At 61.2% G+C, this 25,219-nt stretch carries 14 protein-coding genes and 1 pseudogene; 3 read left to right on the plus strand and 12 right to left on the minus strand.

Annotated elements, in window-relative coordinates; translation table 11 throughout:
- Positions 1 to 37: 37 nt before the first annotated feature.
- Positions 38 to 1,147, minus strand: a complete 1,110-nt coding sequence (locus LFL96_RS26735) for an ABC transporter ATP-binding protein (protein ID WP_281003707.1) — start codon at positions 1,145 to 1,147, stop codon at positions 38 to 40.
- A 130-nt stretch (positions 1,148 to 1,277) separates the two neighbouring features.
- Between LFL96_RS26735 and LFL96_RS26740 the strand changes: the two genes are divergently transcribed.
- Positions 1,278 to 2,831, plus strand: a complete 1,554-nt coding sequence (locus LFL96_RS26740; protein WP_281003708.1) for a PLP-dependent aminotransferase family protein — start codon at positions 1,278 to 1,280, stop codon at positions 2,829 to 2,831.
- A gap of 13 nt (positions 2,832 to 2,844) precedes the next feature.
- Here the strand turns inward: LFL96_RS26740 and LFL96_RS26745 are convergent, their stop codons facing one another.
- The 10 genes and pseudogenes from LFL96_RS26745 to LFL96_RS26790 form a co-directional block, all read right to left on the minus strand.
- Positions 2,845 to 6,726 (minus strand): DUF748 domain-containing protein, encoded by a 3,882-nt coding sequence (locus tag LFL96_RS26745; RefSeq protein WP_281003709.1) that lies wholly within the window; start codon positions 6,724 to 6,726, stop codon positions 2,845 to 2,847.
- 245 nt (positions 6,727 to 6,971) lie between these two features.
- Positions 6,972 to 8,390 (minus strand): DUF1254 domain-containing protein, encoded by a 1,419-nt coding sequence (locus LFL96_RS26750; protein ID WP_281003710.1) that lies wholly within the window; start codon positions 8,388 to 8,390, stop codon positions 6,972 to 6,974.
- Between the two features lie 1,407 nt (positions 8,391 to 9,797).
- Entirely contained in the window at positions 9,798 to 10,211 is a 414-nt protein-coding gene (locus tag LFL96_RS26755) for a hypothetical protein (RefSeq protein WP_281003711.1), read from the minus strand.
- Positions 10,198 to 11,214, minus strand: a complete 1,017-nt coding sequence (locus LFL96_RS26760) for a hypothetical protein (protein WP_281003712.1) — start codon at positions 11,212 to 11,214, stop codon at positions 10,198 to 10,200. The genes LFL96_RS26755 and LFL96_RS26760 overlap by 14 nt, the downstream gene beginning before the upstream one ends.
- A 316-nt stretch (positions 11,215 to 11,530) precedes the next feature.
- A complete protein-coding gene (locus LFL96_RS26765) occupies positions 11,531 to 12,235 on the minus strand; it encodes a DUF6602 domain-containing protein (RefSeq protein ID WP_281003713.1) in 705 nt (234 codons plus the stop codon).
- A 439-nt stretch (positions 12,236 to 12,674) separates the two neighbouring features.
- A complete protein-coding gene (locus tag LFL96_RS26770; protein WP_281003714.1) occupies positions 12,675 to 12,926 on the minus strand; it encodes a PAAR domain-containing protein in 252 nt (83 codons plus the stop codon).
- Between the two features lie 9 nt (positions 12,927 to 12,935).
- Entirely contained in the window at positions 12,936 to 13,292 is a 357-nt protein-coding gene (locus LFL96_RS26775; protein ID WP_281003715.1) for a lysozyme inhibitor LprI family protein, read from the minus strand.
- Between the two features lie 15 nt (positions 13,293 to 13,307).
- Positions 13,308 to 16,235, minus strand: coding sequence for a lytic transglycosylase domain-containing protein (locus LFL96_RS26780; protein WP_281003716.1), 2,928 nt, complete (start codon positions 16,233 to 16,235; stop codon positions 13,308 to 13,310).
- 52 nt (positions 16,236 to 16,287) lie between these two features.
- Entirely contained in the window at positions 16,288 to 18,798 is a 2,511-nt protein-coding gene (locus LFL96_RS26785) for a type VI secretion system Vgr family protein (protein WP_281003717.1), read from the minus strand.
- A 412-nt stretch (positions 18,799 to 19,210) separates the two neighbouring features.
- Positions 19,211 to 19,482, minus strand: a pseudogene (locus LFL96_RS26790) (DNA adenine methylase); the annotation flags it as partial.
- A 155-nt stretch (positions 19,483 to 19,637) separates the two neighbouring features.
- Here LFL96_RS26790 and LFL96_RS26795 point away from each other — a divergent pair.
- Both LFL96_RS26795 and LFL96_RS26800 read left to right on the plus strand, forming a co-directional pair.
- A complete protein-coding gene (locus LFL96_RS26795) occupies positions 19,638 to 22,292 on the plus strand; it encodes a heavy metal translocating P-type ATPase (RefSeq protein WP_281003718.1) in 2,655 nt (884 codons plus the stop codon).
- 176 nt (positions 22,293 to 22,468) lie between these two features.
- Complete coding sequence (locus LFL96_RS26800) at positions 22,469 to 24,442, plus strand: methyl-accepting chemotaxis protein (protein ID WP_281003719.1); 1,974 nt, start codon at positions 22,469 to 22,471, stop codon at positions 24,440 to 24,442.
- Between the two features lie 23 nt (positions 24,443 to 24,465).
- On the opposite strand, the gene LFL96_RS26805 is transcribed toward LFL96_RS26800, so the two are convergent.
- Positions 24,466 to 25,119, minus strand: a complete 654-nt coding sequence (locus tag LFL96_RS26805; RefSeq protein ID WP_281003720.1) for a glutathione S-transferase family protein — start codon at positions 25,117 to 25,119, stop codon at positions 24,466 to 24,468.
- Positions 25,120 to 25,219 lie beyond the last annotated feature (100 nt).

Raw genomic sequence — 25,219 nt, forward strand, 5'->3', positions numbered from 1 at the left:
GTTTAAATAAATGGAATGCGCCGCTTGCCTGACTGGATCACGCGCCCGCGAAAACCCGCAGATGTTCAGGCGCGAACTCCAGCGCAACCGGCGCGCCAGGCGCAAACGTATCGAGCGCTTCGGTGCCGAGCGGCACTTTCACGAAACACTCGTCCTGTTGCGGCAAACCGCAGCGCATCCGCACATGGTCGCCAAAGTAGATCAGCCCGCGCGCTTCACCGCTGAGGGCATTGGCGCCGACACGCACCGATCCATTCACCGTGCGCTCGGCGAGCTTCATCCGTTCGGGCCGAATGCACGCGACTGCCGGCGTACCCGCTCGCGCGCCGCCGATATTGCGGCCGGTGAGACGTGTGCCGTCGCTCAACTGAAACTCGCAGTACTCGCCGTCGACATTCGCGATCGTGCCGCGCAGCTTGTTGCTGTCGCCGATGAAGTTCGCGACGAACTCATTGCACGGCGATTCATAGAGACGGTCCACGGTATCGAGTTGTTGCACGATGCCCTTGTCGAACACGGCGACGCGGTCGGACATGGTCAATGCTTCGCCTTGATCGTGCGTGACGTAGACAAAAGTCACGCCAAGCTTCTCGTGCAGCGATTTAAGTTCGTACTGCATGTGCTCGCGCAACTGTTTATCCAATGCGCCAAGCGGCTCGTCCATCAAGACGAGTTTCGGTTCGAAGACCAGCGCGCGGGCGAGCGCAATGCGCTGTTGCTGGCCGCCGGACAATTGCGCCGGATAACGCTTCGCGAAGCTCTCCATGCGCACCATCTTCAACGCATTGTGCGTACGCTCCGCACGTTCCTGCGCCGATACCTTGCGCACGGTCAATGGATATGCAACGTTCTGTTCGACGGTGAGATGCGGAAACAGCGCGTAGTTCTGAAACACCATGCCGATGTTCCGCTTATGCGGCGGCACGGTATTGAGCAGCATGCCGTCGAGCCAGATCTCGCCGCCAGTGGGAAATTCGAAACCCGCGAGCATCATCAGACAGGTGGTTTTGCCTGATCCCGACGGTCCGAGCAGGGTCAGGAATTCGCCCTGATAGATGTCCAGATCGAGTTGTTTGACGACCAGCGTTTCGCCGTCATATGTCTTGCGCACACCTCGAAAGCTGACGATCACGTCATCGGTTTTCATCGTTCCAGTCTCCTCTGCGATCCGGCAGGCTCCCCCTGAAAACAGCGGGGTTTGTGTCAATTGCGAGGCTCACTATAGACCGTTACGGTTCTACAATATGGAACCATTTCATTATTCCGGATAGAACCACTTGGACACCGTGATCTTGTCGGACTGGCTCGCCGCGAGGCTCGATCGCGCGGCCGCCGAACCGGTCTACCGGCAGACGTTGCGGCTGATGCAGCAGGCCATTCTGACCGGCCAGTTACCGCCCGGCACCAAGCTGCCGAGTTCGCGCACGCTCGCCGAAGATCTCGGCATCGCGCGCAACACGGTGCTGCACGTCTACGATCAATTGACCGCCGAAGGCTATGTGATCTCGACGACCGGCAGTGGCACCTACGTCGCCGATACACGGCCCGACACGGCCGCGATGAACACGCGCAAGCAGCCGGCGCTGACGAAGCCGGACACGCAACGCGCGCCCACCGACGTTGCGCCCACACCGCAAGCACCGAAACGCGATCTCAACGACCTCTCCACGCGCGGCCGGCGTCTGATCGACAAAGCCGGCGTCTCCGCCAAACAGTGGGGTGCATTCATGCCGGGCGTGCCCGACGTCGCCGAGTTTCCGGCGCGCACGTGGAGCCGCCTGCAGGCGCGTTTGTGGAAGGAAGCGAATCCCGACTTGCTGACCTATGCACCCGGCGGCGGTTATCGTCCGTTACGGCGCGCGTTGTCGGACTATCTGCGCGTGGCGCGCTCGGTGAACTGCACACCCGATCAGATCATCATCACCACGGGTATTCACCAATCGATCGATCTGGCCGTGCGTCTGCTGACCGACGTCGGCGATCGCGCGTGGGTCGAGGAACCGTGTTATTGGGGGGCGCGCAGCGTGCTGCAATCGTCGGGGATCACCCTGGTGCCGGTGCCCGTCGATGCCGAAGGTTTGAATCCACGCGAGCAGGACATGCAACAGCCGCCGCGTCTCGCGCTGGTGACGCCGTCGCATCAATATCCGCTCGGGATGGTGATGAGCCTCGCGCGTCGCCGCACGCTGCTCGAATACGCGCGCCAGCATAACGTGTGGATCATCGAGGACGACTACGACAGCGAGTTCCGTTACGGCAGCCGGCCACTGGCATCGTTACAGGGACTCGACGAAGCCGGTCAGGTGATCTACGTAGGCAGCCTCGGCAAGATGCTGTTTCCCGGCCTGCGGATCGGCTACATGATCGCGCCCGAGCATCTGGTGGAGACGTTCCGCACCGGCGTCGCGGAGTTGTATCGCGAAGGCCAGTTGATGCAGCAGGCGGTGATGACCGACTTCATCATGGACGGCCATCTGACCTCGCACGTCCGGCGCATGCGCGCGTTGTACGGCGAGCGGCGACAGATGCTGATCGACGCGATTACCGCGCGCTTCGGCAGCGAACTGCCGGTGATGGGCGACGAGGCCGGCCTGCATCTCGTGCTCGGCTTGCCGGACCACGCGAACGATCGCGCGGTGACCGCCGCCGCGTTCGAGGCCGGCGTGATCGTGCGACCGCTCGCGAGCTATTACAGCAGCGACACGCCTGCGCGGCGCGGTTTATTGCTGGGTTACGCGTGCGTGCCGAACGACAAGATCGGCCCCGCGTTCGACACGCTCGCTCGCGTGATCGAGCAAACCGCGCTGAAGAAAAAAACGCGCGCGGCCTGATCGTTCGCCGGCTTCACTTCAAACCGAAATCGACCCGCGTGGTCGCACCTTTGTCCTTGATGCCGTCGGCGTTCAGCTTCGGCGCGACGATGAACACACGGCTGCTGTCGATCTTGCCTTCCAGATACTGCTGCACGCTCTGCGCGCGCTGCTGCGCGAGTTGCCGCAAGCTCGCTTCGTCGATCGGCGCGTTGGCGGCGAGCGCGGTCTTCATCTCGTCGTCCGGCACACTCTTCGTCAGACCGACGAAGTTGCGCGGCTTCTTGAAGTCGGCAGCTTTATAGGCCTTGGTCAGGTATTTGTCGTAATCCTTCGGATCGACCGTTACCGTCGACAGATCGACGCTCTCGCCATTGCCAACCACGTCCTTGATCTTCTGCTGCTTGACGAGGCGCTCGACATACTGCGTGCGCAATGCGGGCTCGTCGACCGCTGGATCGACGCGGCCGATCAGATCCATCTTCACCGACGATTTGTCCGACAGCGCCTTCACGATCGTGTCGAGCTTCTTGTTGTCGGCGTCCGTGAGCTGCGCGGAGCCGGGTTCGAATTCGACGTAGCCCAACTCTTCGCCGCTGCCGCCGAACGCGTTGGCGATCAGCGAGAACGGTGCGGTCACCGCCTTTTCCAGCAGATTCAGCACCGCATGCCAGATCAGGCCGCCGATACTGAACTCCGGATTCGACAGCGAGCCCGACACCGGCAGATTCACATCGATCTCGCCGCGCGAATTCTTCAGCAGCGAAATCGCGAGACGTACCGGCAGTTTCGTTGCGGTGTTGTTCTCGACGTGATCGCCGAACGTGAGCTGATCGATGAACAGGTGATTGTTCGCGTTCAACTGATCGTTATCGAGCTTGTAGTGCAGATCGACGTTCAGCTTGCCTTTGGTGATCGGATAGCCGGCGTATTTCGCCGAATACGGCGTGAGATTGGTCAGTTCGATGTCATGCGCGCTCGCCGTCAGATCGAGCGCCGGCTTCGCGATCAGCGGATTGACGGTGCCGCGAATGGAGATCGGACCGTTGGCCGCCAGTTTCGCGGCGACATCCACCGGCGCGGCCGTGGTGGATTGCGTGCCGAACGCGCCGATCGTGCCTTGAATGCCGACCAGATTCGCCGTGAAGTTCGGCTTGATGAAGTTGTCCGTGTAGGTCACGCGGCCTTGTTGCAGCACGAGCTGGCCGAAGTGCAGCTTGACCGGACTTTGCGGCGGCGTCGCGGCCGTCACGGTGGCGGGCGCGGCCGGCGTGACAGCCGAGGCGGCCACTGGCGCGGAGGCGGCCGGCGTCGCCGACGGCGTCAGTTGCACGGGGTCCGCACCGCTCTTGTCGCGGGTCAGCGATTGCGCGGCGCCGCTTTCATGCGCGACCACGTCCTTGAGGTTGAGCTTGCCTTGCGCGTCGAGCAGCACGCGTCCGTAGAACTTCGAGAACGTCACGCGGCCCGCGTCGACCTCGGTGCCGCGCTCGTCGTAGTCGGCCTTCAGGTTGGTCAGCGCGAGCGAACCCCAACCCGCGAACGGGTCCGAGGTGGCTTTGTCGAGCATCCGCACGTCGACCACCGCGAGGTCGCCGCGATAGTTCGCCTTCAACGACTTCGCCTGACTCAGCGCGAGATCGCCGTTCGCGTTCAGCAGCGCGCTCGCGATCACCGCGTTCAGCTTGCTGCCGAAATACGGTTCGAACGCCGCCGCATCCAGACGATTGGCGTTCACCTTCACCGCGACCTTCAACGGTGTCGCGGTGACGTCGCCCTTGATGCCGAGCGTGCCCTTCCGGTTCAACGTGGCTTGCAGATCGACCGGCAGCGGGCGGCTCAGGTCGTCGCTGATCTGCTGCACCTTCAGTTGCAGCGGCGTGATGCTCAGGCGCACGGGCTGCGGCGTGGTGTTGTCGGTGAACTCGGCGCTCGCGTCCTTGAGGTTGAGTTCGCCGATCTTGTAGTGCCACGCGGGGCCCTGCGTTTCCGCCTTCTTGACCGCATGGATCGCCGTGCGCTGCTGCGCGGCTTCGTGCGGACCGGCGAGCGAGGTCAGGTTGATGCTGCCGTCTTTCTGACGTTGCGCATCGACCGAAAGGCCGGTCACGTCGATGCTGGTGACGTCGGCGGTGCGCGCGGCCACGTCCACCTGCCTGACCGTCACGCGGCCTTGCGTGAGCGCGACCAGCGGCTGTTTGCCGTCGCGCGCCGCAAGCTTCAGCGATTGCAGATCGAGTTGCGAGTCGGCGACCATCACCGCAACCGGCGACTTCGACCAGTTCGCACCGATGTTGGCGGTGGCGCTCAGCGCGCCGTCCGTCACTTGCGCGGCGGTCGCGGTGTCGATATACGGTTGCAGCAGCGGCAGCTTCAGCGATTTCAGGTCGAGCTTCGCGCTCGCGGTCTTCGCGACGAGACCGAACGCACCGGCCGCGCCGAGAGAACCGGCGCCGTCCTTGAAGTCCGTGTTGACGGTGTAGTGCGCGGGCGCGCTGGCCAGCGTCGAGAAATCGGTCAGCGTGACGGCGAGTTTTTGCAGACCGAGATCGACGGGCCGCGAAGCGGCTTCGTCGCGCACGTTCACGGTGCCGTCATTGAGCACGAAGCGCTTGATCGACAGGTCGAGCGGCGGTGCGGCGGTGGTGCCGGTCGCTTTGGCGCCGGATGCGGCGGCCGCCGGTGCGGCGGCGGGTGCGCTGGCGGTTGCCGTTGTGGCCGCGCTGGCGTTGGTGGCGGCAGTTGCGGACGATGTCGCCGCAGACGTGGCGGCCGGCGCAGAAGCCGTCTTACCCGCCGACGCTGAAGCCGACGCGCTAGAAGCGTTCGAAGCCGTCGAAACCGCTCCCGCCGGCGCAAACATCCGCTCGACGCTCAATACGCCATTCCTGTCCCGTGCCAGATCGACGCTCGGCGCATCGACGCGAATCTCGTCGAAGCGATACACGCTCTTCAACGGTTCGAGTGTCGCCGCCGCCACGTGCACCGCACGGGCCGCGAAAAACGGCGCCTTGCCCTGGTCGCGCACGTCCACGTCGTTCATATCGACGGTGCCGGCCACGCGCAGCGAAGGTGCGTCATTCGAGATGACGAAGTTCAGCTTGATGTCGGTGGACAACTTGCCCGACTGCACGATCACCGGCAATCGGGTCGGCACGTAGGAGACGAGCTTCGGCACGTCGAGTCCGTCGAAGCGCAGCGACACTTCCGATTCGCGCGAGCTGGCGAACGGTTTGGTCTTGCCGTCGATCGCGAGCGGGCTGCCGTCGATCCGCGCGCGCAGCAACGGCTCCACGAAGATGTCCGTTTTCGACGGCAACGTGGCGATGAACGGAATGCCGAGCTTCCATTGATCGATTACGTGCGTGGCGCCGAGCAGTTTGTCGTCGAACGTGATCTGGCCGTTTTCGACGCGAATATTCGACACGGAAAACTGCGCGGGCTTGCTGTCCGGTTTGGACGGCTGCTTCGAGAACTTGTCGATCAGGTCGGTGAAATTGAAGCGCTGCGCGTCATAGCGAACGATATGAAAGCGCGGCGAATCGACCTGCACTTCATCGACGATCGGCGCCGCGCGAAACAGCGAACTCCACGACGCCTGCACGATAAGCCGTGAAATATCGATGAAATCGCCCGCGTTGTCGCGATCGCCGATATGCACGCGATCCGCTTCGAGCCGCAGCGTGTACGGATTGAGCGCAATACGGCCGATGCTGGCCGGCCGGTCGAGTTGCTTGCTGAGTTGTTGCTCGGCGATATGACGAATCAGCGGCGGCGCCGCGAAAAAGCCGAGCAGACCGAACACTACGATGAAGATCAGCAGACCGGTCATGACGCGCCGGGTACGGCGCGACTGCGCGACGTCGCGCACGGTCTGCATGGAAGAAGCTAATGAGGCTTTGTTGAGGCTTGCCATGCTCGGTCTTGGGTAGTGCGGCGGCAAGCCCGCCGCGAAAACGAAAATCCCGCAAGCGGCAGTATAAGTCGTGAATCCCGCCTCCGATAGAAATGTAAGCCGCGGCTTACACAATCATCGTCGACATAAAAAATCCGCCGCTGAAAGGCGGCGGATTTCGTTCGTTCGGTCGTTCATTCGTTCGTTCAATCAACCGGCGCGACCGTCACGCAGCTTGCGCATGACTGTCACGCCGGCGACGCATTTCACTGACGCACGACCGCCGGCGGCTGCCAGCTCCCGTCCGTGGCCTGCGGCTTCGGCGCATACATGCGGAGCACGAGTTGCACGTCGGCGCGCGGCGCCGGCAACCAGTTGGCGCTCTTGCTGCGCACCGACGACACGGTGACGTCGAGCGAACCGTCGCGATTGCGGCGCACGCCGCTGCGATCGCCGACCGACTGACGCGCGGGCGCGCTTTCACCGAGCGCGCCGTCCTTCGTGTACGCGGTGATCGACCAGAAGCCGCGCACCGGCGGCACCTGATTCGGCGCGAAATGAATCACGTAGCGGTTGGCGCCGTTCAGCGCGTGACCGTCGCTGTCCTGCGTGACGACCGCGCGCACTTCATCGTCCTTCGTGCCGATGCCCGCCTGGGTGGCCGCGGCATACGCACGCAGCGCATAGTCGGGACCATAGTTGCCGACGCCGTCGCCGAACCAGCTCCAGCCGTTGGCGCTCAGCAGATTGGACGGCGGCGTGACGACGCGGTCGTGACCTTCCGCGAGACCAGCCGAAATCGCGTCCGGTGCGGACGGCAGCTTGACCGGTTCGCCCGGCGTCACGCCGAGGTCGGAGAGGAATTTCAGCGCGTGCGGATCGGCGGGCGTAGGCGGATTGTCGGGCAAGGCCTGCGCGAGACGCGTGAAGAAGCCGTTCGCGTCCAGCGCGGCGACCTGCGCGGCCGGCGTGCCGGACGCACTTGCGGCCGCGTCGGCAGCATTGCTGCGCGGCGGCGCAATCGAGGCCGAACGCGTGTCGCCGTTATAGACGCTGAGCGGCGCCACGCGAATGGCGCGCTGCAACTTGCGCACCGCCGTCAGATCGCGCGTGCCGTTCGACTGGATGCGAATGCTGACCCATGCGTTACGGGTCGGCAGATCGATGCGCTTCGCGTTCTTCGGCAAATCGCCCTGCCAGCCGGGACCGACGAAGGCAATCGTTTGCGATTTGATGCCTGCCGCGCGTGTCGCGAATTGCGAGCTGGTCGACCAGACGACGTTGGTCCACATGTCCAGCACCCGCGCATCCACGTAACGGCCGTGCGAATCGGGCAGCGACACGATCACCGGCTCGCTGCCGACGTCGAGCCAGCCGGTCGAATCGAGCGTATCGAGGCTCGGTTGCTGCGGATTGGCCGCGCCGATCGGCGGCAACGCCTGCGCGTGACGCAGCGTGTTGAGCGGCGCCTGGCCCGGCTCGGTGCCGACCGCCGCGTCGCGCGCGACGCCCATCAGCACCAGCGGATAGCCGAACACGTACGAATCGGCAACTTCGTCCTTGATCCAGCCGGTGGGTTTCTGGGTCGCGGCAGGAGGCGACGCGCAACCGGCCAGAAATGCGAGGCCTGCGAACGATGCGCAGGTCCAGTGAAGCGAAAACGGTGTTCGGCGATTTTTTATCATTCGTTCAGGTGGCGGAACGTGCGGTCCTATAGGAGACGTCGGTGTGCAGCGAAAGTAGCTGTTGCGTGGTCTCCCCAACCCAGCGCAGCCGCTCCGCCATACGCGATGCCGACAACACCGGGTTGTATCGTATCCTCGCCCACCAGGCAAGCGCAAAGGCGTGAAACGCGCGCTTCAGGCGCTTTTCACGCGGCTTTCGGCCGCACCATGCCGATGTGCGCTTTGCACGCTTGACCTTCCCATGATAGGAAGGTCAAATTTCCAGCCTATGCTTGCCCGTAGGGGAAACATTGTGCTTTTGGCGTAATTTATGCGCAGCTTGTTTGCAACACACCAGCATGTCATCGCCGAACACCGAGCAAAAAAGCTCACACCAACGCCGATGATGCAGCAGTACATGCGCGCGCCCGACAACGCATCTCCCACCGACCTAAGATATAAGCTACGCGAAAAGAATCCCAAGGACCGCAGTCGACCCAACCCCGTCGTTCGGATCGTCTCAGTTCGAAGGCCGCAAATGGAGCAAAACCGGACCTTAACTTTTTGACGGGTTATGCCGACGGAAAGCACGTGCCTTCGCTTCAACCACCGAAGTGACCTATCTTTTTGAGCCCCGTTTCAAACAACACGCGTTCATCACGGCTGGGACTTTCAGCCGGTCATCGGGCGTCTGAACGTGGTCGGAATACCGACATCTGGACTTGGGAAACAGCAAAATCCACGAAAGCGCCATTTATGTACTCCCTCTCCGAACAGGGCAACAACGTTGCATATCAAATGCCAATGTAGACCGGACGACAGCGTATTTTTCTAGATTCGTGCTCCCTACGTCGCCCTGGACGAGGTCGCAGAGCCGCGCCTCATGCCAGAGGGGCGCCCGCCAAACAAGCAGCAATGTTTTGCGACCTTTTCAATGCGCCGTTCGTACGATGCCTGCTGAACAAAAACTTTCCAAAGTACAAAGTGTCACCAGATCATTAAACGCTAAACAATGGCTTGCCAAGCTTGCTTTCATCAACCTCAATGCCAAGTCCGGCTGGAGGCGTGGCACAGGCCGTGATCGGGTTGATGGACATCGGTTCGGGGGCAAACCAGCAGAGCCTCGCGGCCATCGGTCTTCGTCACAGGTTCTGTCGCGCTGCGGGCCGTGCCGCGCGTGCTTCACGCTGGAGGAGCACTTCAACAGTCCGACCCTCAATGCGCCCGGACTGACATTGTCGGTGATCCGTTGGTCTTTCATCGGGCCTGTTGTCGTTTCCACGCAACCTAGTCCGATTCTGAATGGCCACCCTCACGACGACGCGCACGAGCGGTTGATTACCCTGACCTGCGAAGAGCGCATACCGCGGCTTCAGCGATGGTTCGAAAATCACGAAACACACGCCATGCGCGACCGGCTCGCAGACGCTACACGGTGTCCTCCGCCTTGTCGAAAAGCCGTCTGGCATTCTCAACAAGACTGAGGACTTCCCGCGCGTCCCGGACGCAGTTCGAAGGATCGAAGGTGAGGCGCGATGCCAGTTGGTAATCGGCGTCGACCCGCGCCCGACGCAGGCGAGCAAGCTTTCGGGCCGCCCTCTGCGCACTATGACGCCCGTCGCGCGTGCTATTACCCCAGGCCTCCAGCGAGCCGACCAGCGCCTTGTGACTTCCCGCCTCATAGCGCGCTTCCCTAGCCGGCAGCAGATCGACGGGCAAACAGCGCGAGCAGCCATGAAACGCACCGTAATACGCTCGCGATACCGCAGAGCGTCTTCCCGCTTCGCCAAATTCGGCAGAGAGGAATTTTTCAGCAGCATCGATAAATTCACTGGGACTCATACAGCACCTTCGGCTCGATTGTGAAAACGAAGGAGTCAAGCTGCAATTCCCCCACCTGCTGGAAAAGGATCGGCGTCAACTCGTCGTCAACATCGCGCGCCGTTTCCGCGTCGACATCCACGATGAATGCAAAGTAGATGCACTCTTCACCCCGGCCCTTCTCTGCGCTGTTGGAATAGTTAACCACGCGAATCTTTTTCGACTGCAAGAATTCCATCGCGCAGGAAACGGTTCTCTGGACGGTCTCCTCCCGCAACCCAATGCGTTGGGCCATTTCGGCCATGGACACCAGTTCTGCAGACTGTTGCACCTGCTCCTTGGTCCTGGTAAGAAGCACGCGCATCAGTTCCTGTGCGCGTGTCCATCTACCCGCGCAAAACGACCAGTTGATTGCACTGCGCAGGTAAAGCAGGTTTTCTGGTTCCTTGTCGGCCGCGATTCCCACCTGAACGGACGCTTCCTCAAGATCGTTCAGGTCGCACAGGGCGCGACCAAAGTTGGCGTGGATCTCCGCCCGTGGGGCAGAGAGTATCGCTCGCTGGAAGTTCGAATTGACGCCCGCCGCGTCCCACCGACGTGATGCGATCATACCAAGCACCTGGTATGCGTTCGATGCATCAACCTGCAGCGCCTCTTTGGCCATGCGCTCGAGCCGGCTTAGCGTGAATTCATCAATCTCGTCACGCAAGGCGAGCAGATCGGCGAGTCGATTGAACGCTTCCTGAGCCTTCGATAAGGGTTGCGGTGTAGGCGTGACCATGATCTGACCGTTCTGGTCATGACGTAAAGAACGGATATTACGCGATAAGCGGTATCGGGCAGGAACACGACCGCGTTGTCCAGCCGCTTTGCCTTTGGCCAATGGCATGTCGGAGAGCTTCGGCGACGATCCAGCGCTCGCGCCCAGGAAGACCGGTCGGATTTTTATCCGGTAGATCCCCGTGGCAAGCGTCGCGCCTGACGGCCGCATGCCGCGACTCGGGCGGCGGAACCGGTCGGTCACGACGTGACGCTACCACGCAACGCCAAATTTCGATGGGTGATACCCGCAGAGGCCCCAGTGTCCGCAAATAAAGGGGTAGATAGCTGCAATTATGTGGAACTGGACGATTTTGGCGCTGGGAACCAAAACCAGCGGTCCTTCGACCTGCCTGCGGCGATACGTTGAGAGATCGTGATATCGCTCAGAAAGCCGAGTCGGCAGGCAAATTTCGCCCCTGAACGGTCCTTCCATGTCGTGCGCAGCTGCTCACCCAACTCATAACGCTCGTCCTCGATTAGATCCTCGCAAACTAGAATTCGAGATCGCCAAGATCTGATTATGAAATATACGCTTCCCACTCGATAGACTTCGTCACCATTCGTCCGGTTACTTTCGACAGTAACGCAAGAAAGCGTGCAAGGCCTACTGCAGGATCCTCATAGCAAAGATACTGTTCAGAACCGCTCAGTAAGAAGAGAAAGCCTTCATTCTTTACCAGAATTCCCCTCGTCAAATCTAGGTAGACATCTGGCTTGCTCGCCTCGGGAAGAGTGCTGAGCTTCTTGCTGATAGCGTCCAAACCCGATCCCCCGTACGTCAACACGACGTGAAGAATCCTGCTGTATGGCCAGTCAAGATCACCCAGTTGTGCGCCCGCAAGCGTCGTCGGCACCAAACGCTTTACGCTCGCAATATTGTCAGCGATGTCATCTAGTACAGATGATGTGATTTGGGTCTTAATCTCGAAAGTCGCGACCGTCCCTTCGCGAAAGATTAAGTCGTGGCCACTTGCGAAAGCCAGCCTCGGCATTGATTTCAACATCAACACAATGTCTTGCTGTTTCGAGCGCTGCCCGGTTGAATCAACGATCACGCCGCTGACCACGCTAGTCATCTCAGGAAGATGACTAGTCAGAAAATCCTGAATCAGGCGCTCCCTCGCTGTGCCAGCGGTTGCCGCGTGACCCAAGACCTCGGTCATCTTGTATTGGGCATTGAGTGCATCGACTGCTCCCCGACAATATTTAACTAATGGTTTCATTGTTTGTTTTTGAATCCCATCATTGCATGGTAAGACCGGTCAAGGATGCAGCTTGTTTTTACTGAACCACATCCAAATGGATTGTGGCGGGGGAATGTCAAACTCGCTCTCTCTGAAATCACCTTCACCCGAAAAGTTATAAGCGACGTCTGCCATGATGTACTAACCTGCACGCGTTGAACTGACAAGCAGCATAACGTACAGCTAGTCATGGCTCGTGTATCGCTTACCAACTGCACGGAGTGATAATAGAGAAGCGGTGCACGTCCTGAGAGCCAGCAGCACTGAGTGAAGCGGACATTCGAACGTCTAACTGGATGGCAGGTCGAACGGCCGCAAGTGGCCGCCAAGCGCCGTTCGTATCCGCTTGCGTTTTATGCGCTGAATATTCACCGAATGCCCGAGCGCCGAATCCGCTGTTTTGATGCCAGCAGACTAGTCACACCAAGCTTGAAATCAAGCGACATCCGCAGGTGGCACGATGCCCGTGACGAGCAATCGGAACGCCGTCATCGGTCATCGATGTGTCGCCTTCCTCGATCAGGTTGGGCGAGACGTCGGGGTGCCGCGGGCAGGATATACGGTCGCCCTTGCGAGCGACGAAGCGCCCGTCAAAGCGCATCATCGTAGAGCCCGTTTCAACCTTGCCGTCGTGGTCGGTGTCATCACCGACGCGGATCAGATTCATCATGTCGGCGGCCTATTTCTCGATAAGAGTTTTCAGGTAGTCGACTCGCTGCCGGGTGATCGCGACCAGACAGTCCTTCGTAATTAAGCCGGAACCAGCGCCTTGAGATTGCGAAGCCTCGGCCGCAATATAGCCATTGCACTGTTTCTCCCTGTAATTAAGCCAGGCTTTCTGCGATTGCTCAAACTCATTCTTGTATTGCGTAGCCGAGTATATTTTTTGGTAAATTTCATTGAGCTCTCTTTTTGAATCATTCAGAGTGCGATCAGCGCAAGACAAGTCCCCGTACACATTCCCAGTACTTGCACATTCTTTCGCAAAAGAAGCCAAAGGAAACAACAAGATAATTAAGCAAATTACTCTTTTCATGAAATCCTCAACACACTAGTTGCTATATGAATCGGGAAGTTCGATTGTATAAGGATCGGGCCTGGAAGACATTAGTCCTTGCGTTGTCCCGTGCACGTGAACTGCGTGTCCGCTTCCGTACCTGTATCCAGTTATGCTTGCTTGATGGATGACATCTTCAACCCATGCTCTCGTCGCTTCCGAAGCCTCATCCAAGGCATATGGATTGGCATAACTCAAGTTATTTCCGACAAGCGAAGCCCCTCCGTTAGCGCGGCTTTGCAGGTGAGCGACGACTAACGACCTTACCCTTGGAGAAACTCGGCTCTCAGGTACATTTTGCACGCTTCCGTAAGCGCTTGGCCTTGGCGCATTGATGTCTGAAAATTGCCACCTCTCATTGATTACGCCTCTGATTGTGTTCCATTTTTGAAGCCCAGTCATGCGGCGGTTTAAAATAGTGTCAACAACAGCACCCGCTTGTTTCCCTAAATTGTCGTCATCCAGACTCAACGCAACCTCAGTTGCTGTGACCTTGATCAGATCATCCACATCCTGATCTGACAATCGAAGGATCCTTCCTCTATCTACAGAATTCACAAAATTGCCAATTAGCCCAATCGGATGAAAATGCCAAGGATTCAGCTCATTCGGGAAGCCGCCAACGCCCGCAACTTGTTCCCACCATTGCAGCTTGCCGATGCGCTCAAGCTCGGCTTTCCAGAGCCACAACAGCTTCTTCATCAGTGGCGACAGGTCGTCCCACTTGCCGAGGCCGCCGCCCCATTCGCTTTCACAGCGCACAACCAGATGCGACAGCGCCTCGGCAAGCCACGGCACCTGCTGAGCGACCTTCAATTCCTGCGCCGTTATCTTGCCATCGTGATTCGTATCAATCGCCTTTTCCAGCTTCGTGATGAGTTCCCCGCCGTTCACCAGCGACGCACTCGGTTCGAACTCCGACTTGTCCTCACCGTCGATTAATTGCTGGGTGACGTGCAGGTAACGCTTGAACATGTCGACAGGCTTGATACTGCTGCTGTCAATCAGATCAAAACCTGGCCAATCCCAAGGTCCGCACATACGTGTGAGCGGGTGGTCCTTTTCGCACACCCAGCCCTGACGGGTCGTACCGTCCTTCGTACCAATCGTGACGTTCCACCAATGCACCCGCTTGTCGTCCTTCGCGACATTCTGCGCGCCGAGGTTGTCGAGATCGACGCGACGGAACACGTCGCGAAAATCCGCACCCGGTCCATTCGCGCCAGCGACTGTCAGAGGAAAGTCTTTCCAGCCTTTCACAACGCCAGTCGTCACCTGGTTCGCGAGACTGGCGTCAACCCACAGCGGTGATCCGAAGTTAGTGAGATGCGGTGATTGAGGATGCGGATGCCCAGGATGACTACCCGGATGAGGGTGATTCGAGGTCGCTGGCGATGCGGCGGCCGCAGTCTTCGGCTGCACCTTGATCCAGCACGAGCCTTGAGTATCGCCAAGCGGCACCAGATGCAGACCGGTCTGCGTCAGCGTTTGATCACGTTCGGGCAGGTTAGTTACCAGCCGCGCGCCCGGTGAGATTTCCAGGAACGCTTTCGATTCCGGTAGCTGCTTGACCCGCTCCCGGCTTCTGCTGATGAAGTCCTCCAGATCCGGTCCCGCAAACGTCTCCAGATGCAGCATCGGGTGCGTGCGCCCCGGCGGCAATGAGCTCGAATCGGTGTAATCCTGATACTGGCCGAGATAGCCGATCACGGTTCCAGCCGTCACGGGAAACGGCGTCTTGAGTATTACCACCTGATCGAGGGGTTTTGGATCAACCACGATATCGAGTTCGTTGACATACACCCAGCCATAAGGAGCATGCGGCGACGGTGATTGACCCGCCACGGCTGCAACGGGCGTACCGCTTCGGATCCTCGCGATCTTGGCCCAACCTGGCTTGTCCGATTTCTCCGTGGTAGATACAACCAGTTCCGAGCCCGTCGGCAGCAGTCCGATAATCTTTCCACCGGCCGAATCGCGTACACGGATTCCGGAAACTGGCGTCGGAACGGGCGCTGAGCCCTCGACATTGTTGGCGTTGACCGGGGCTGGCGACGGCACTTTGAAATCATTCTGGATCATGGCGCCGATGGGATCGCTGTCCGCATTGATCCCGCCGCTCGTCTGTTGCGGCAGGGGCGGAAGGGCTTTGGGCTTCGGTACATCTTGTTTATCCTTAGCCTTCGCACCGACGCGATAGTACCGATCACCCTCCCAGAACGGCATCGGCTGGATTTTCGGAGCATTCGGATCAGTTGGCGCTTCCTTTCCGGCTTCGATCGCCAATTCATATCCGACCCAGTCCAGCAGGTGCATGTACAGGCTGAAAAATACCAGCGTGTCGGCGGCGGGAGCCTGCGGCGGTTGCGCAGGCGCGGCCGGCGTGCTCGCGGCAGCCGGCGCGCTCGCTGTACTGGCGGCAGAAGCCGGGGCCGCAGGCGTACTGGACGCAGCACCCGGCGCACTAGCTGCAGTCGATGAGGCCGCATCCTGTTTCGGTTGCGGCGGCGGCATTTGCAGCTTGTGGCGGATCAGCACAAAACCCGTCGAATACAGCGCCGAGCGTTTGTCCTTGTATTCGAGTTCAGGATATTGGTGATCGAGCCGGTACGCGACGACATCGCCGTCCGCAATCGCGCGGACGCCGACATCCTGTTTCAGCGCATTGCCAGTTTTTCCATCGAAATGTATCCCGCCATGCCACAGGCCATTTGCGCCAAGTGGATAGAAGCCGTTCTGTGCATTACCGAGCGCCTTCATGTACGTCATCGGGTCGGCCGGATCGTCCTTGCCAGCGGGTACAAATGGAAAACTGAAAGCCAACGGCTTGTAGGGAGGCGCTGCAGGCGTGGCGGGCGTCGCCGCGGCCTGCTGCGGATGCGCGGGGTGCGAAGGATGTGTGCCGTGGTGTGAATTGCTCATGGGAGGTCATTCCCGTTGTGATTCATGAGAGATGTTCTATGGGCGGATGCGATCAGCCAGAAAAAGACAGGCCGCGCCCACCTTTTGTTGCGACGGGCGTTGCCTGCAACGGATCGCTAATCGCCGCGCTCGCTCCACCCGGCTTGTCCCACGTCGCGCACCGCTCAAGGATGTGCCCGGTCGTGACGTTCTCGATTCCCGCACCCTTGATGCTGATGTATGAGCCGCCCGCACCGAGCCACACTTCCGTTTTGGCCGTCAGGACCAGTCGTCCCGTGGCGCTCTCCACCTTGAGATCGAGTTTCGAGAGCAGATTCATCGCATCGCTCAGCGCCTGGATATCAACCTGCCCTTTTGCGGCGATGAGCTTGATTCCGAGGTTCTGCGCGAACAGGCTGATGCCGTCCACCACGCTGGCGAGGAGCGATTTGCCCGCCGCGAGAATGACGTTCTTGCGCGCGACCGTATTGACATGTTGATCGGCGGTGACATGAACCGACTGCTGCGTGCTGAGTGCAATGCCTTCCGGACTGGACAGCACCATGACGGGCTTCGAAAAACCGTTTGCGTTGCCCGTCCCGCCGCCTGCCGTCCGGCCACCTTTGCCCACCGTTCCTGCCACGCTGTGCTGGGTCGCATCGGTGAAGGTCTTGAGCGCATCGTGCCCATCCTGCAGGCTCTCGCCCCGGTTCGTCTCACTCGCCCTGGAAACCGTCTCGAGGACAGCCTCGGCACCCGCCAGTTGCCCGGTCGCGGTGGACACGTTCATTGGTTGCGTGGCGACCGGTTGCGTCGAAATGACCATGCCCTGTGCGGCGCGCAATGCACCGTGCGCGCCCGAGCGCAGATCGAAGCCCGTGCCGATGAATGCACCGCGCGAGTTATCCGTGTGCTGGATCAGATACCCCATGTGCAGTCCGGTGCTGTAGCTCGTTGAGTACAGGCTCAGCCGATTCTGCCCACTGGCATCGTCCATCAGGAATTCGTTGAAACCATCGCCACCGTACTCTTTCGAGCGATGGCCGGAGAACAGCCCGTGCGAGTGGAAGACCGGTTTCGTCGCACCGCCATGCAGCCTCGATATGATCACTGGACGGTCGCAATCACCGTTCACGAAACCGACGAGCACCTCGTCTCCCTTGCGCAGCGCGAAATGGCCGCCGCGCTGGCTGCCGGCGTCAGGCATGGCGGCACGTATCCACGCCGACGCGCGTTCGTTACGGCCCTTGCGGCTCCACGAAAGCCAGACCTTCGAGCGGTTCAGGGAGTCGGTGAAAATCTCTTCGTTGTCCGGCGTCCCGACGATGCCAGTTTGCAGATGCATCTCGGGCTTGTGGTGCCTGAACGGACTGCGGAACGGCACGCGCCGACGCTGCGCTTCGATCTCCACCTGAAAAAACCCCGCACTGCCGTCCGTGTGACGGACTGTCGATCCCGCACCCGCTGCGCGGGCCTGCTCGACTTCGGCACGCAGGCTCTTCGGGAACCGCGCGAGGGCTTCAATACCTGGCACGTTATTCTGGATCTGCCAGTCGACGGCAATGATCGCCATCTCGCGGTCTTTCGCCGCTTCGCTGTCGTGAACGGGATGACCATCGAGCCGGTACCAGTAGCCGGGCAGCGCGCAACGCAAACCGCCGACACCGAAGTAACGCTTCGAGCGGCTCGCCATTTCCTCTGCGCGAACGCGCGCCTGCTGTTCGCCCATGTCTCTGTCCGACCATGAGTACCCGCCGGTGTAAATGTACCGCTCACCTTGCGCCGGCAGTTCGTCCTGACTGAATGCGGGCGAGCTGACCTCCTTCGGCAGGTCGGGGCGCATGTAATCGAACGTATTCGTCGTGATCGATTCGCTTTGCGTATCCTGCTGCTCGCTCCACTGCGTCAGACCGTCGAATTCTTCGTCCATGTCCGAGCGGCTGAATTTCACCACCTGCTCCGGTAACGGCGGAACGAAATACAGGTCATCCATGATGACGATCGTGTGTGACTTGCCGTCCTTCGCGAATTCGAAGCGCGGGAAGACGCCGACCTCTTCCATGCTGCGATAGACAAAGTTCCAGTCGTCTTCCCACTGCACACGTTGCGAGTACGAGCGGATCGGCGTGCGCAACTCGAAGCGGTACTGTCCCTGCGCTTGCGGCGTTCTGGCGAACACATCGGCGAGGATCTGCTGGCCGTTAGCTTCCTGCCAGTCGCGGCAGTCACTGCTGAGTTTGAGCAAGCCAAGCCAGGAAGAAAACCGGATCTGGTAATAGGCCATTGGCCCATCGCTTCCGAGACGACGTGCATGCTGAACGTAGCCGTGGATTGGCATGTCGGTGCCATCGTTCTGCTGGATCCAGAGCGTGACGGGTTTCAGCACAAGCGCGCTGAGCTTGATCTTTTCACCGTGTGCCGATACGGCATCGACTGTGAATTCAACATTGCCGCCGAGGCGGGCTGAACCCTTCACGTACATCGGTACGAGCCAGTCGTCGCCGAGCGGCGTGTCGAGCCTGATAAGGCGCCCCAACTGCGTGTATCCGGCGCGCAGTGCGCCCTGCAGTACTTCGTAAGCCATGCTGAATCCTGTGTGTGGAAAACGCATATAGCCGCCGCTCGAAGCGGGGCGGCCAGTTCACTTTGCTATCGACGGCATCCGGAAGATGAAGCCTTCGGGCATCGGACGTCGTTAAATCCGCTCTGGCGGGAAAATGAACTTGATTCCTATAATCTTTGCAGCCTCAATTATTCATGTCGCATGAAACAGGAATCAGGCGGCGCGCGATTTTACCCGAATCAATGGCCCGTGTTACATCGTCGCCATATCGAATTCCAACAGCCAACAGGCGCGATTCATTTGTGAGAGATGATTAAGTAAAGTCGTCTTTTTTTGATGAAAATGCCATACACCTATTTGCGCATTTTCTTGAAGACTCGGTCATTTTCAGGTGGAACGCAGACTGCTTTTGCACAAGTTGAACGACACCTACAAAAAGCATATGCGACCGATCGTATCGATCGATGCACTGCTTCAAGTCGAGCTTTTCGATATAGGCGTTTGACAGCGCAAATGTGCAGCCGACAGGTTCTCCTGGAGCCGCAGCAGGCGCAGCCCCGGCGGCGCCGTGGCCGCCGTGCCGAATGACTGCCCCTCGACCTTCCGGCCGAACCAGTTCTGCTGCAGATAATAGAAGCGCGCAGCGCGATGGATATCCGTGAGTGTTTCCGTGATCGTGTTCTGCAACCACTTGAACACCTGTCGTATCTAGAACCACAAAACCTCCAGACTCCCACCAGACAAGGCTTTCATAAATCGAGCGCTTTGAAATGTACTGTGAAAACGCTTGACCTTCCCATGATAGGAAGGTCAATACTGATTTCATCCGCGGCACCATGCCGCTTCGAGCCTTGCCTGCCATGACCGAACTTGCCCAGCCGCAGCATTCCGCCGACACCGACGCCGTCGCTTCACCCCACACTGCCGAACTCGAGATCGGCGGGATGACTTGCGCTTCGTGCGCGATGCGGGTCGAGAAAGCGCTGGCGAAGGTGCCAGGCGTCACGCGCGCGTCGGTGAATCTCGCCACCGAAAAGGCGCGCGTGGAAGGCGACGCCGCCATGGATGCCGAAGCGCTCGCGCAAGCGGTGCGGAAAGCGGGTTATGACGCAACGCCGGTGGTTGTAGCGGAGGCGCCGCTTGCGGCGGAAGCGCCCGCGCCGCAAACCACGGAACTCGCGATTGGCGGGATGACTTGCACATCCTGCGCGATGCGGGTCGAAAAGGCGCTGGCGAAAGTACCGGGCGTGACCGGCGCCTCCGTGAATCTGGCGACTGAAACGGCCTCCGTGAGCTTGAGCGGCGCCGGCTTCGACACAGATGCGAGTGCAGACGCTTTGATCGCCGCCGTCAAGAAAGCGGGCTATGAAGCGCAATTGATTGCATCGCCGGACGGCGGGGCGGTCGACGAGCCCGTAACGCTTGCGGATCGTGCAGACCGCCTGGCCGACCACGCCGCGTCCGCCACCCCGTCCGCCTCCCTCGCCGACCGCAAGCGCGACCAAAGCCGCCGCGAACTGGCCGCCGTTCTCGCCTCCGCCGCGCTGACGCTCCCGCTCGTCGTACCGATGGTCGCCGAATGGTTCGGCGCGCACGTCATGCTGGCGCCGTGGCTGCAATTCGCGCTCGCGTCGGTCGTGCAATTCGTGTTCGGCGCGCGCTTCTATCGCGCGGCTTTTCGCGCGGTACGCGCCGGCGCCGGGAACATGGACCTGCTGGTCGCGTTGGGCACGTCGGCGGCGTATGGCATCAGCGTCTACGAACTGGCGACGCATCCGGGCGACATGATGCATCTGTATTTCGAGGCGTCGGCGGTGGTGATTACGCTGGTGCGCTTCGGCAAATGGCTGGAGGCGCGGGCGAAGCGCCAGACCACCGACGCGATCCGCGCGCTGAACGCGCTGCGCCCCGACCGCGCGCGCATCCGCGTGGGCACGGAGGAACGCGAAGTGCCGCTCGCGCAGGTGCGGGTCGGCACGGTGGTCATCGTGCGTCCCGGCGAACGCGTGCCGGTGGATGGCGCGGTGCTCGAAGGCCGCACGCATATCGACGAATCGCTGATCACCGGAGAAAGTCTGCCGGTGCCGAAGCAGCCGGCCGACAAGGTCACCGCCGGCTCGATCAACGGCGAAGGCGCGATTGCGGTGACCACCACCGCGATCGGCGCGGAAACCACGCTCGCACGGATCATCCGTTTGGTGGAAAGCGCGCAGGCCGAAAAAGCGCCGATCCAGCGCCTGGTGGACCGCGTCAGCGAAATCTTCGTGCCGGCGATTCTGGCGCTTGCTGTCCTCACGCTGGTCGGCTGGCTGATTGCCGGGGCAGGCGGCGAGACCGCGATTCTCAACGCGGTGGCGGTATTGGTGATTGCCTGCCCATGCGCGCTCGGGCTCGCCACACCGGCCGCGATCATGGCCGGCACCGGCGTTGCCGCGCGGCATGGCGTGCTGATCAAAGACGCCGAAGCGCTGGAAACCGCGCATCGGGTAACACTGGTCGCGTTCGACAAGACCGGGACGTTGACGCTGGGGCAGCCGTCGGTGACGGCATTCGAAGCGATCGGGCCGATCCGCCGCGATGAAGCGTTGGCGCTGGCGGCGGCGGTGCAGCGGCACAGCGAGCATCCGCTGGCGCGAGCAGTAGTGGCGGCGTACGAGGCAGCAAGTCACCACCGGGCGGATGCCGATGAGAGCGTTCAGGCGAAAGCGCCTCATTCGCCTGGCGCACTCCAAGCAAGCTCCTCGGCGCGCGCGGTGGCGGGCCGTGGCGTCGAGGCCGTGGTCGACGGCCGCACCCTGGCGCTCGGCAGCACGCGCTGGCTCAACGAACTCGGCATCACTTTGCCGCCCGAAGCGAGCGCTCGCGCCGCCGAACTCGAAGCCGCCGGCAACACGGTCTCCTGGCTGATGCAGCGCGACGCGCACGCACCCGCCGCCCTCGCGCTGATCGCATTCGGCGACACGGTCAAACCGACCGCTCGCGAGGCGATCCGGCGGCTCGCGCAGATGGGCATCCAGAGCGTGCTGGTGACGGGCGACAACCACGGCAGCGCGGCCAGCGTCGCGCAGGCACTGGGCATCACGGAATTTCACGCCGGGGTCTTGCCGGACGACAAGGCCCGCGTGATTCGCGATCTGAAGATCCGCAGCGCGGGCATCGTCGCGATGGCGGGCGACGGCATCAACGACGCCCCTGCCCTCGCCGCCGCCGACATCGGCATCGCGATGGCGACCGGCACCGACGTCGCGATGCACGCGGCCGGCATCACGCTGATGCGTGGCGATCCGGCGCTGGTGGCCGACGCCATCGACATTTCGCGCAAGACGTGGCGCAAGATCCAGCAGAACCTCTTCTGGGCGTTCTTCTACAACCTGATCGGAATTCCGCTGGCCGCGTTCGGTTTGCTGAATCCGATGCTGGCCGGCGCGGCGATGGCGTTCTCGAGCGTCAGCGTCGTGACGAATGCGTTGCTGCTGCGCACGTGGCGCGGCGCGCCGGAATCCGCGCAGCGCTAAATGCTGAACGCCGATCCGCGCCCTCCGCGAAATATGAACACGTAGAGCCGATTACTAAACGCTTTCAAAAACCCTAAAGAAAGCCACGCCCCCAGCCGTTAACCAGCTATCAATGCGCGGACCCTGCTCATGCAGGGCCCGCGCTTTCGCTTGTCCTCCTCACTTCGTAATCGTCCATGGAATTCCTTTCTTTGCGCCGCGCGAGCGTCGGCGCCCGGCTTGCCATTCTCTCGTGCGTACTGGTGGCGCTGATTTTCGCCGCCTTTACCTGGGCGCTGACCCGCACCGCCGGCAAACAGGTCAGCGACCAGGTGCTCGACCGCATTGCAGACCGGGACCGCTCGATCGCCGCGATGATCACGCTGTTCGACAAGGCACTGTCCGCCGAAGTTGACCGCTCGATGGCGCTGTTCGCGAGCTTCCTACCGACCGGCTACACGCTCGACGACACCCAGAAAATCGACATTGGCGGGGTCGCCACGCCGACCATCAAAGCCGGCGACAAGGTTCTCAATCTCGACTTCACGATTCCCGACCAGTTTCTGGAACGCAGCGGCGCGGTGGCCACCGTGTTCGCGCGCAGCGGCGACGACTTCGTGCGCGTGACCACGTCGCTGAAGAAACAGGACGGCTCGCGCGCGATCGGCACGTTGCTCGATCGCAAGGCGCCCGCGTACGCGCTGATTCTCGCGAACAAGAGCTATACCGGACTCGCCGCGCTTTTCGGCAAACGTTTGATCACGCAATACCGTCCCATCACGGACGCCAGTGGCCGGGTGATCGGCGCGCTGTTCGTCGGCGTGGACGTGGATAAACAGATCCAGTCCGTCGAGGACGACATCCGCAATCTGAAGATCGGCGACAGCGGCTATTACTTCGTGCTCGATGCGTCGAAGGGTGCGAGTCGCGGCAAGCTGATCGTGCATCCCGCTGCAGCCGGCCAGAACGCGGACAACGCGAACGCGCCGTATCAGCAGATGCTCGACATGAAAAAAGGCCAACTCGAATACCGCTCCGCCGATGCCACGCTCAACGAACGCAGCGCAAGCGACAAATTCGTTTCGTTCGTCACGGTGCCGGAATGGCAATGGCTGGTGGGCGGCATTGCGCCGCGCGACGAAGTGATGGCCGACGTCACCACCACGCGCAACGCGTTCCTCGTGCTCGGCTTCGTGCTGGTCGGCGGCTTCGCGGTGGTGTTCCTGATCGCGGTGCGGCGTCTCGTGAGCCGTCCGCTGGCCGAAGCGGCCAAGGCATCCGAGCGTTTTGCCTCGGGCGATCTGAGCGTGCGCGTCGCCCATCACGGCAGCGAGCGCCACGATGAAATCGGCCGCTTGATGCAATCGATCGACGGTATCGGCGAAGGACTCGCGCGCATCGTTTCGCAGGTGCGCAACGCGTCGGCGGGAATGTCGCAAGGCACGGAGAAGATCGCGACCGGCAGCGGCAACATCGCCGCACGGATCGCCACTCAGGCGAGCAGCCTCGAAGAGACGGCGGCCAGCATGGAGCAGATCACGTCGACCGTGCAGCAGAATGCCGACCATGCGGCGCAAGCGAACACGCTCGTCACGCGCGCCGCCGACGCCGCACTCGAAGGCGGCCGCGCCGTCGAACGCGTGGTCTCGACGATGGGAGAAATCAGCCGCTCGTCGCAGAAGATCGCGGAGATCACCACGGTGATCGAGGGCATTGCATTCCAGACCAACATCCTCGCGTTGAACGCCGCCGTGGAAGCCGCGCGGGCCGGCGAGCACGGCAAGGGCTTCGCGGTGGTGGCCTCGGAAGTGCGCGCGCTCGCGCAGCGCAGCGCGGCCTCGGTGAAGGAGATCGAGAGCCTGATCGCAACATCGGCCGCGACCGTGCAAGGCGGTTTCCGCATTGCCGAGGAAGCCAGCTCGACGATGCAGGGCATCGTGCAACAGGTCGGCCAGGTGCGCGCGATCATGGGCGAGATCAGCGTCGCGTCGCGCGAACAGTCGGGCGGTATCGAGCAGGTCAATCTCGCCGTCACGCAGATCGGCGAGGCGACCCAGCAGAACGCGACGATCGTCGGCGAGGCGGAACTCGCGGCGGCCGAGTTGCGCGATCAGGCTGCGCGTCTTGCGCAGGTGGTCAGCGTGTTCAAGCTCGAAGGCGGAAGAGAATAAGCTCGCATTGATGGATGCGGGCGTTAAAACTCGACGTCCAGTTCGTCGATCTCTTCCACTTCCTGCTGCGCGCCGGCAATCCACTCCCGCATGTCGGGCAGCGCCATGATGCGCTGCCCGTAGTCGACGATCTCCGGATCGAGCTTCACGTCGTAAGTCACGAAACGCGTGACGACCGGCGCGTACATCGCATCCGCCGCGCTGCGCTCGCCGAACAGAAACGGGCCACCGTACTGTTTCAGACAGTCGCCCCAGATCGTTACGATGCGGTCGATGTCCGATTGCGCGCGCGCCCAGACCTTGAAACCCGGAAAGTGCGCTTTCAGGTTCATCGGCAAGGCCGAGCGCAGCGACGCGAAACCCGAATGCATCTCGCCGCAGATCGAGCGGCAATGCGCTCGCGCGCGCAGGTCCTTCGGCAGGAGCGCGGCATCCGGCTTCAGTTCGTTCAGGTATTCCGCAATGGCCAGCGTGTCCCAGATCTTGATGCTGTCGTGGACGAGACAGGGCACCAGAATCGATGGCGAGAGCAGCAACAATTCGGCGCGCGCGGCGGGGTCGTCGATCGGCATCACGATCTCGTCGAACGGCAAGCCGCTGAAGCGCGTCAGCAGCCAGCCGCGCAATGACCACGACGAATAGTTCTTGCTGCTGATGGTGAGCGTGGTATTCGCCATACGAATGTCCTCCTGATGACGCATCTCGACGCAATCGCGATACATCCGCGCGACGCGTGAGGTCGCGCATGCACGCTGCCGTGCGTGCGCGCACCAAAGC

The sequence above is a fragment of the Paraburkholderia sp. D15 genome (genome assembly GCF_029910215.1).
Classification (GTDB): domain Bacteria; phylum Pseudomonadota; class Gammaproteobacteria; order Burkholderiales; family Burkholderiaceae; genus Paraburkholderia.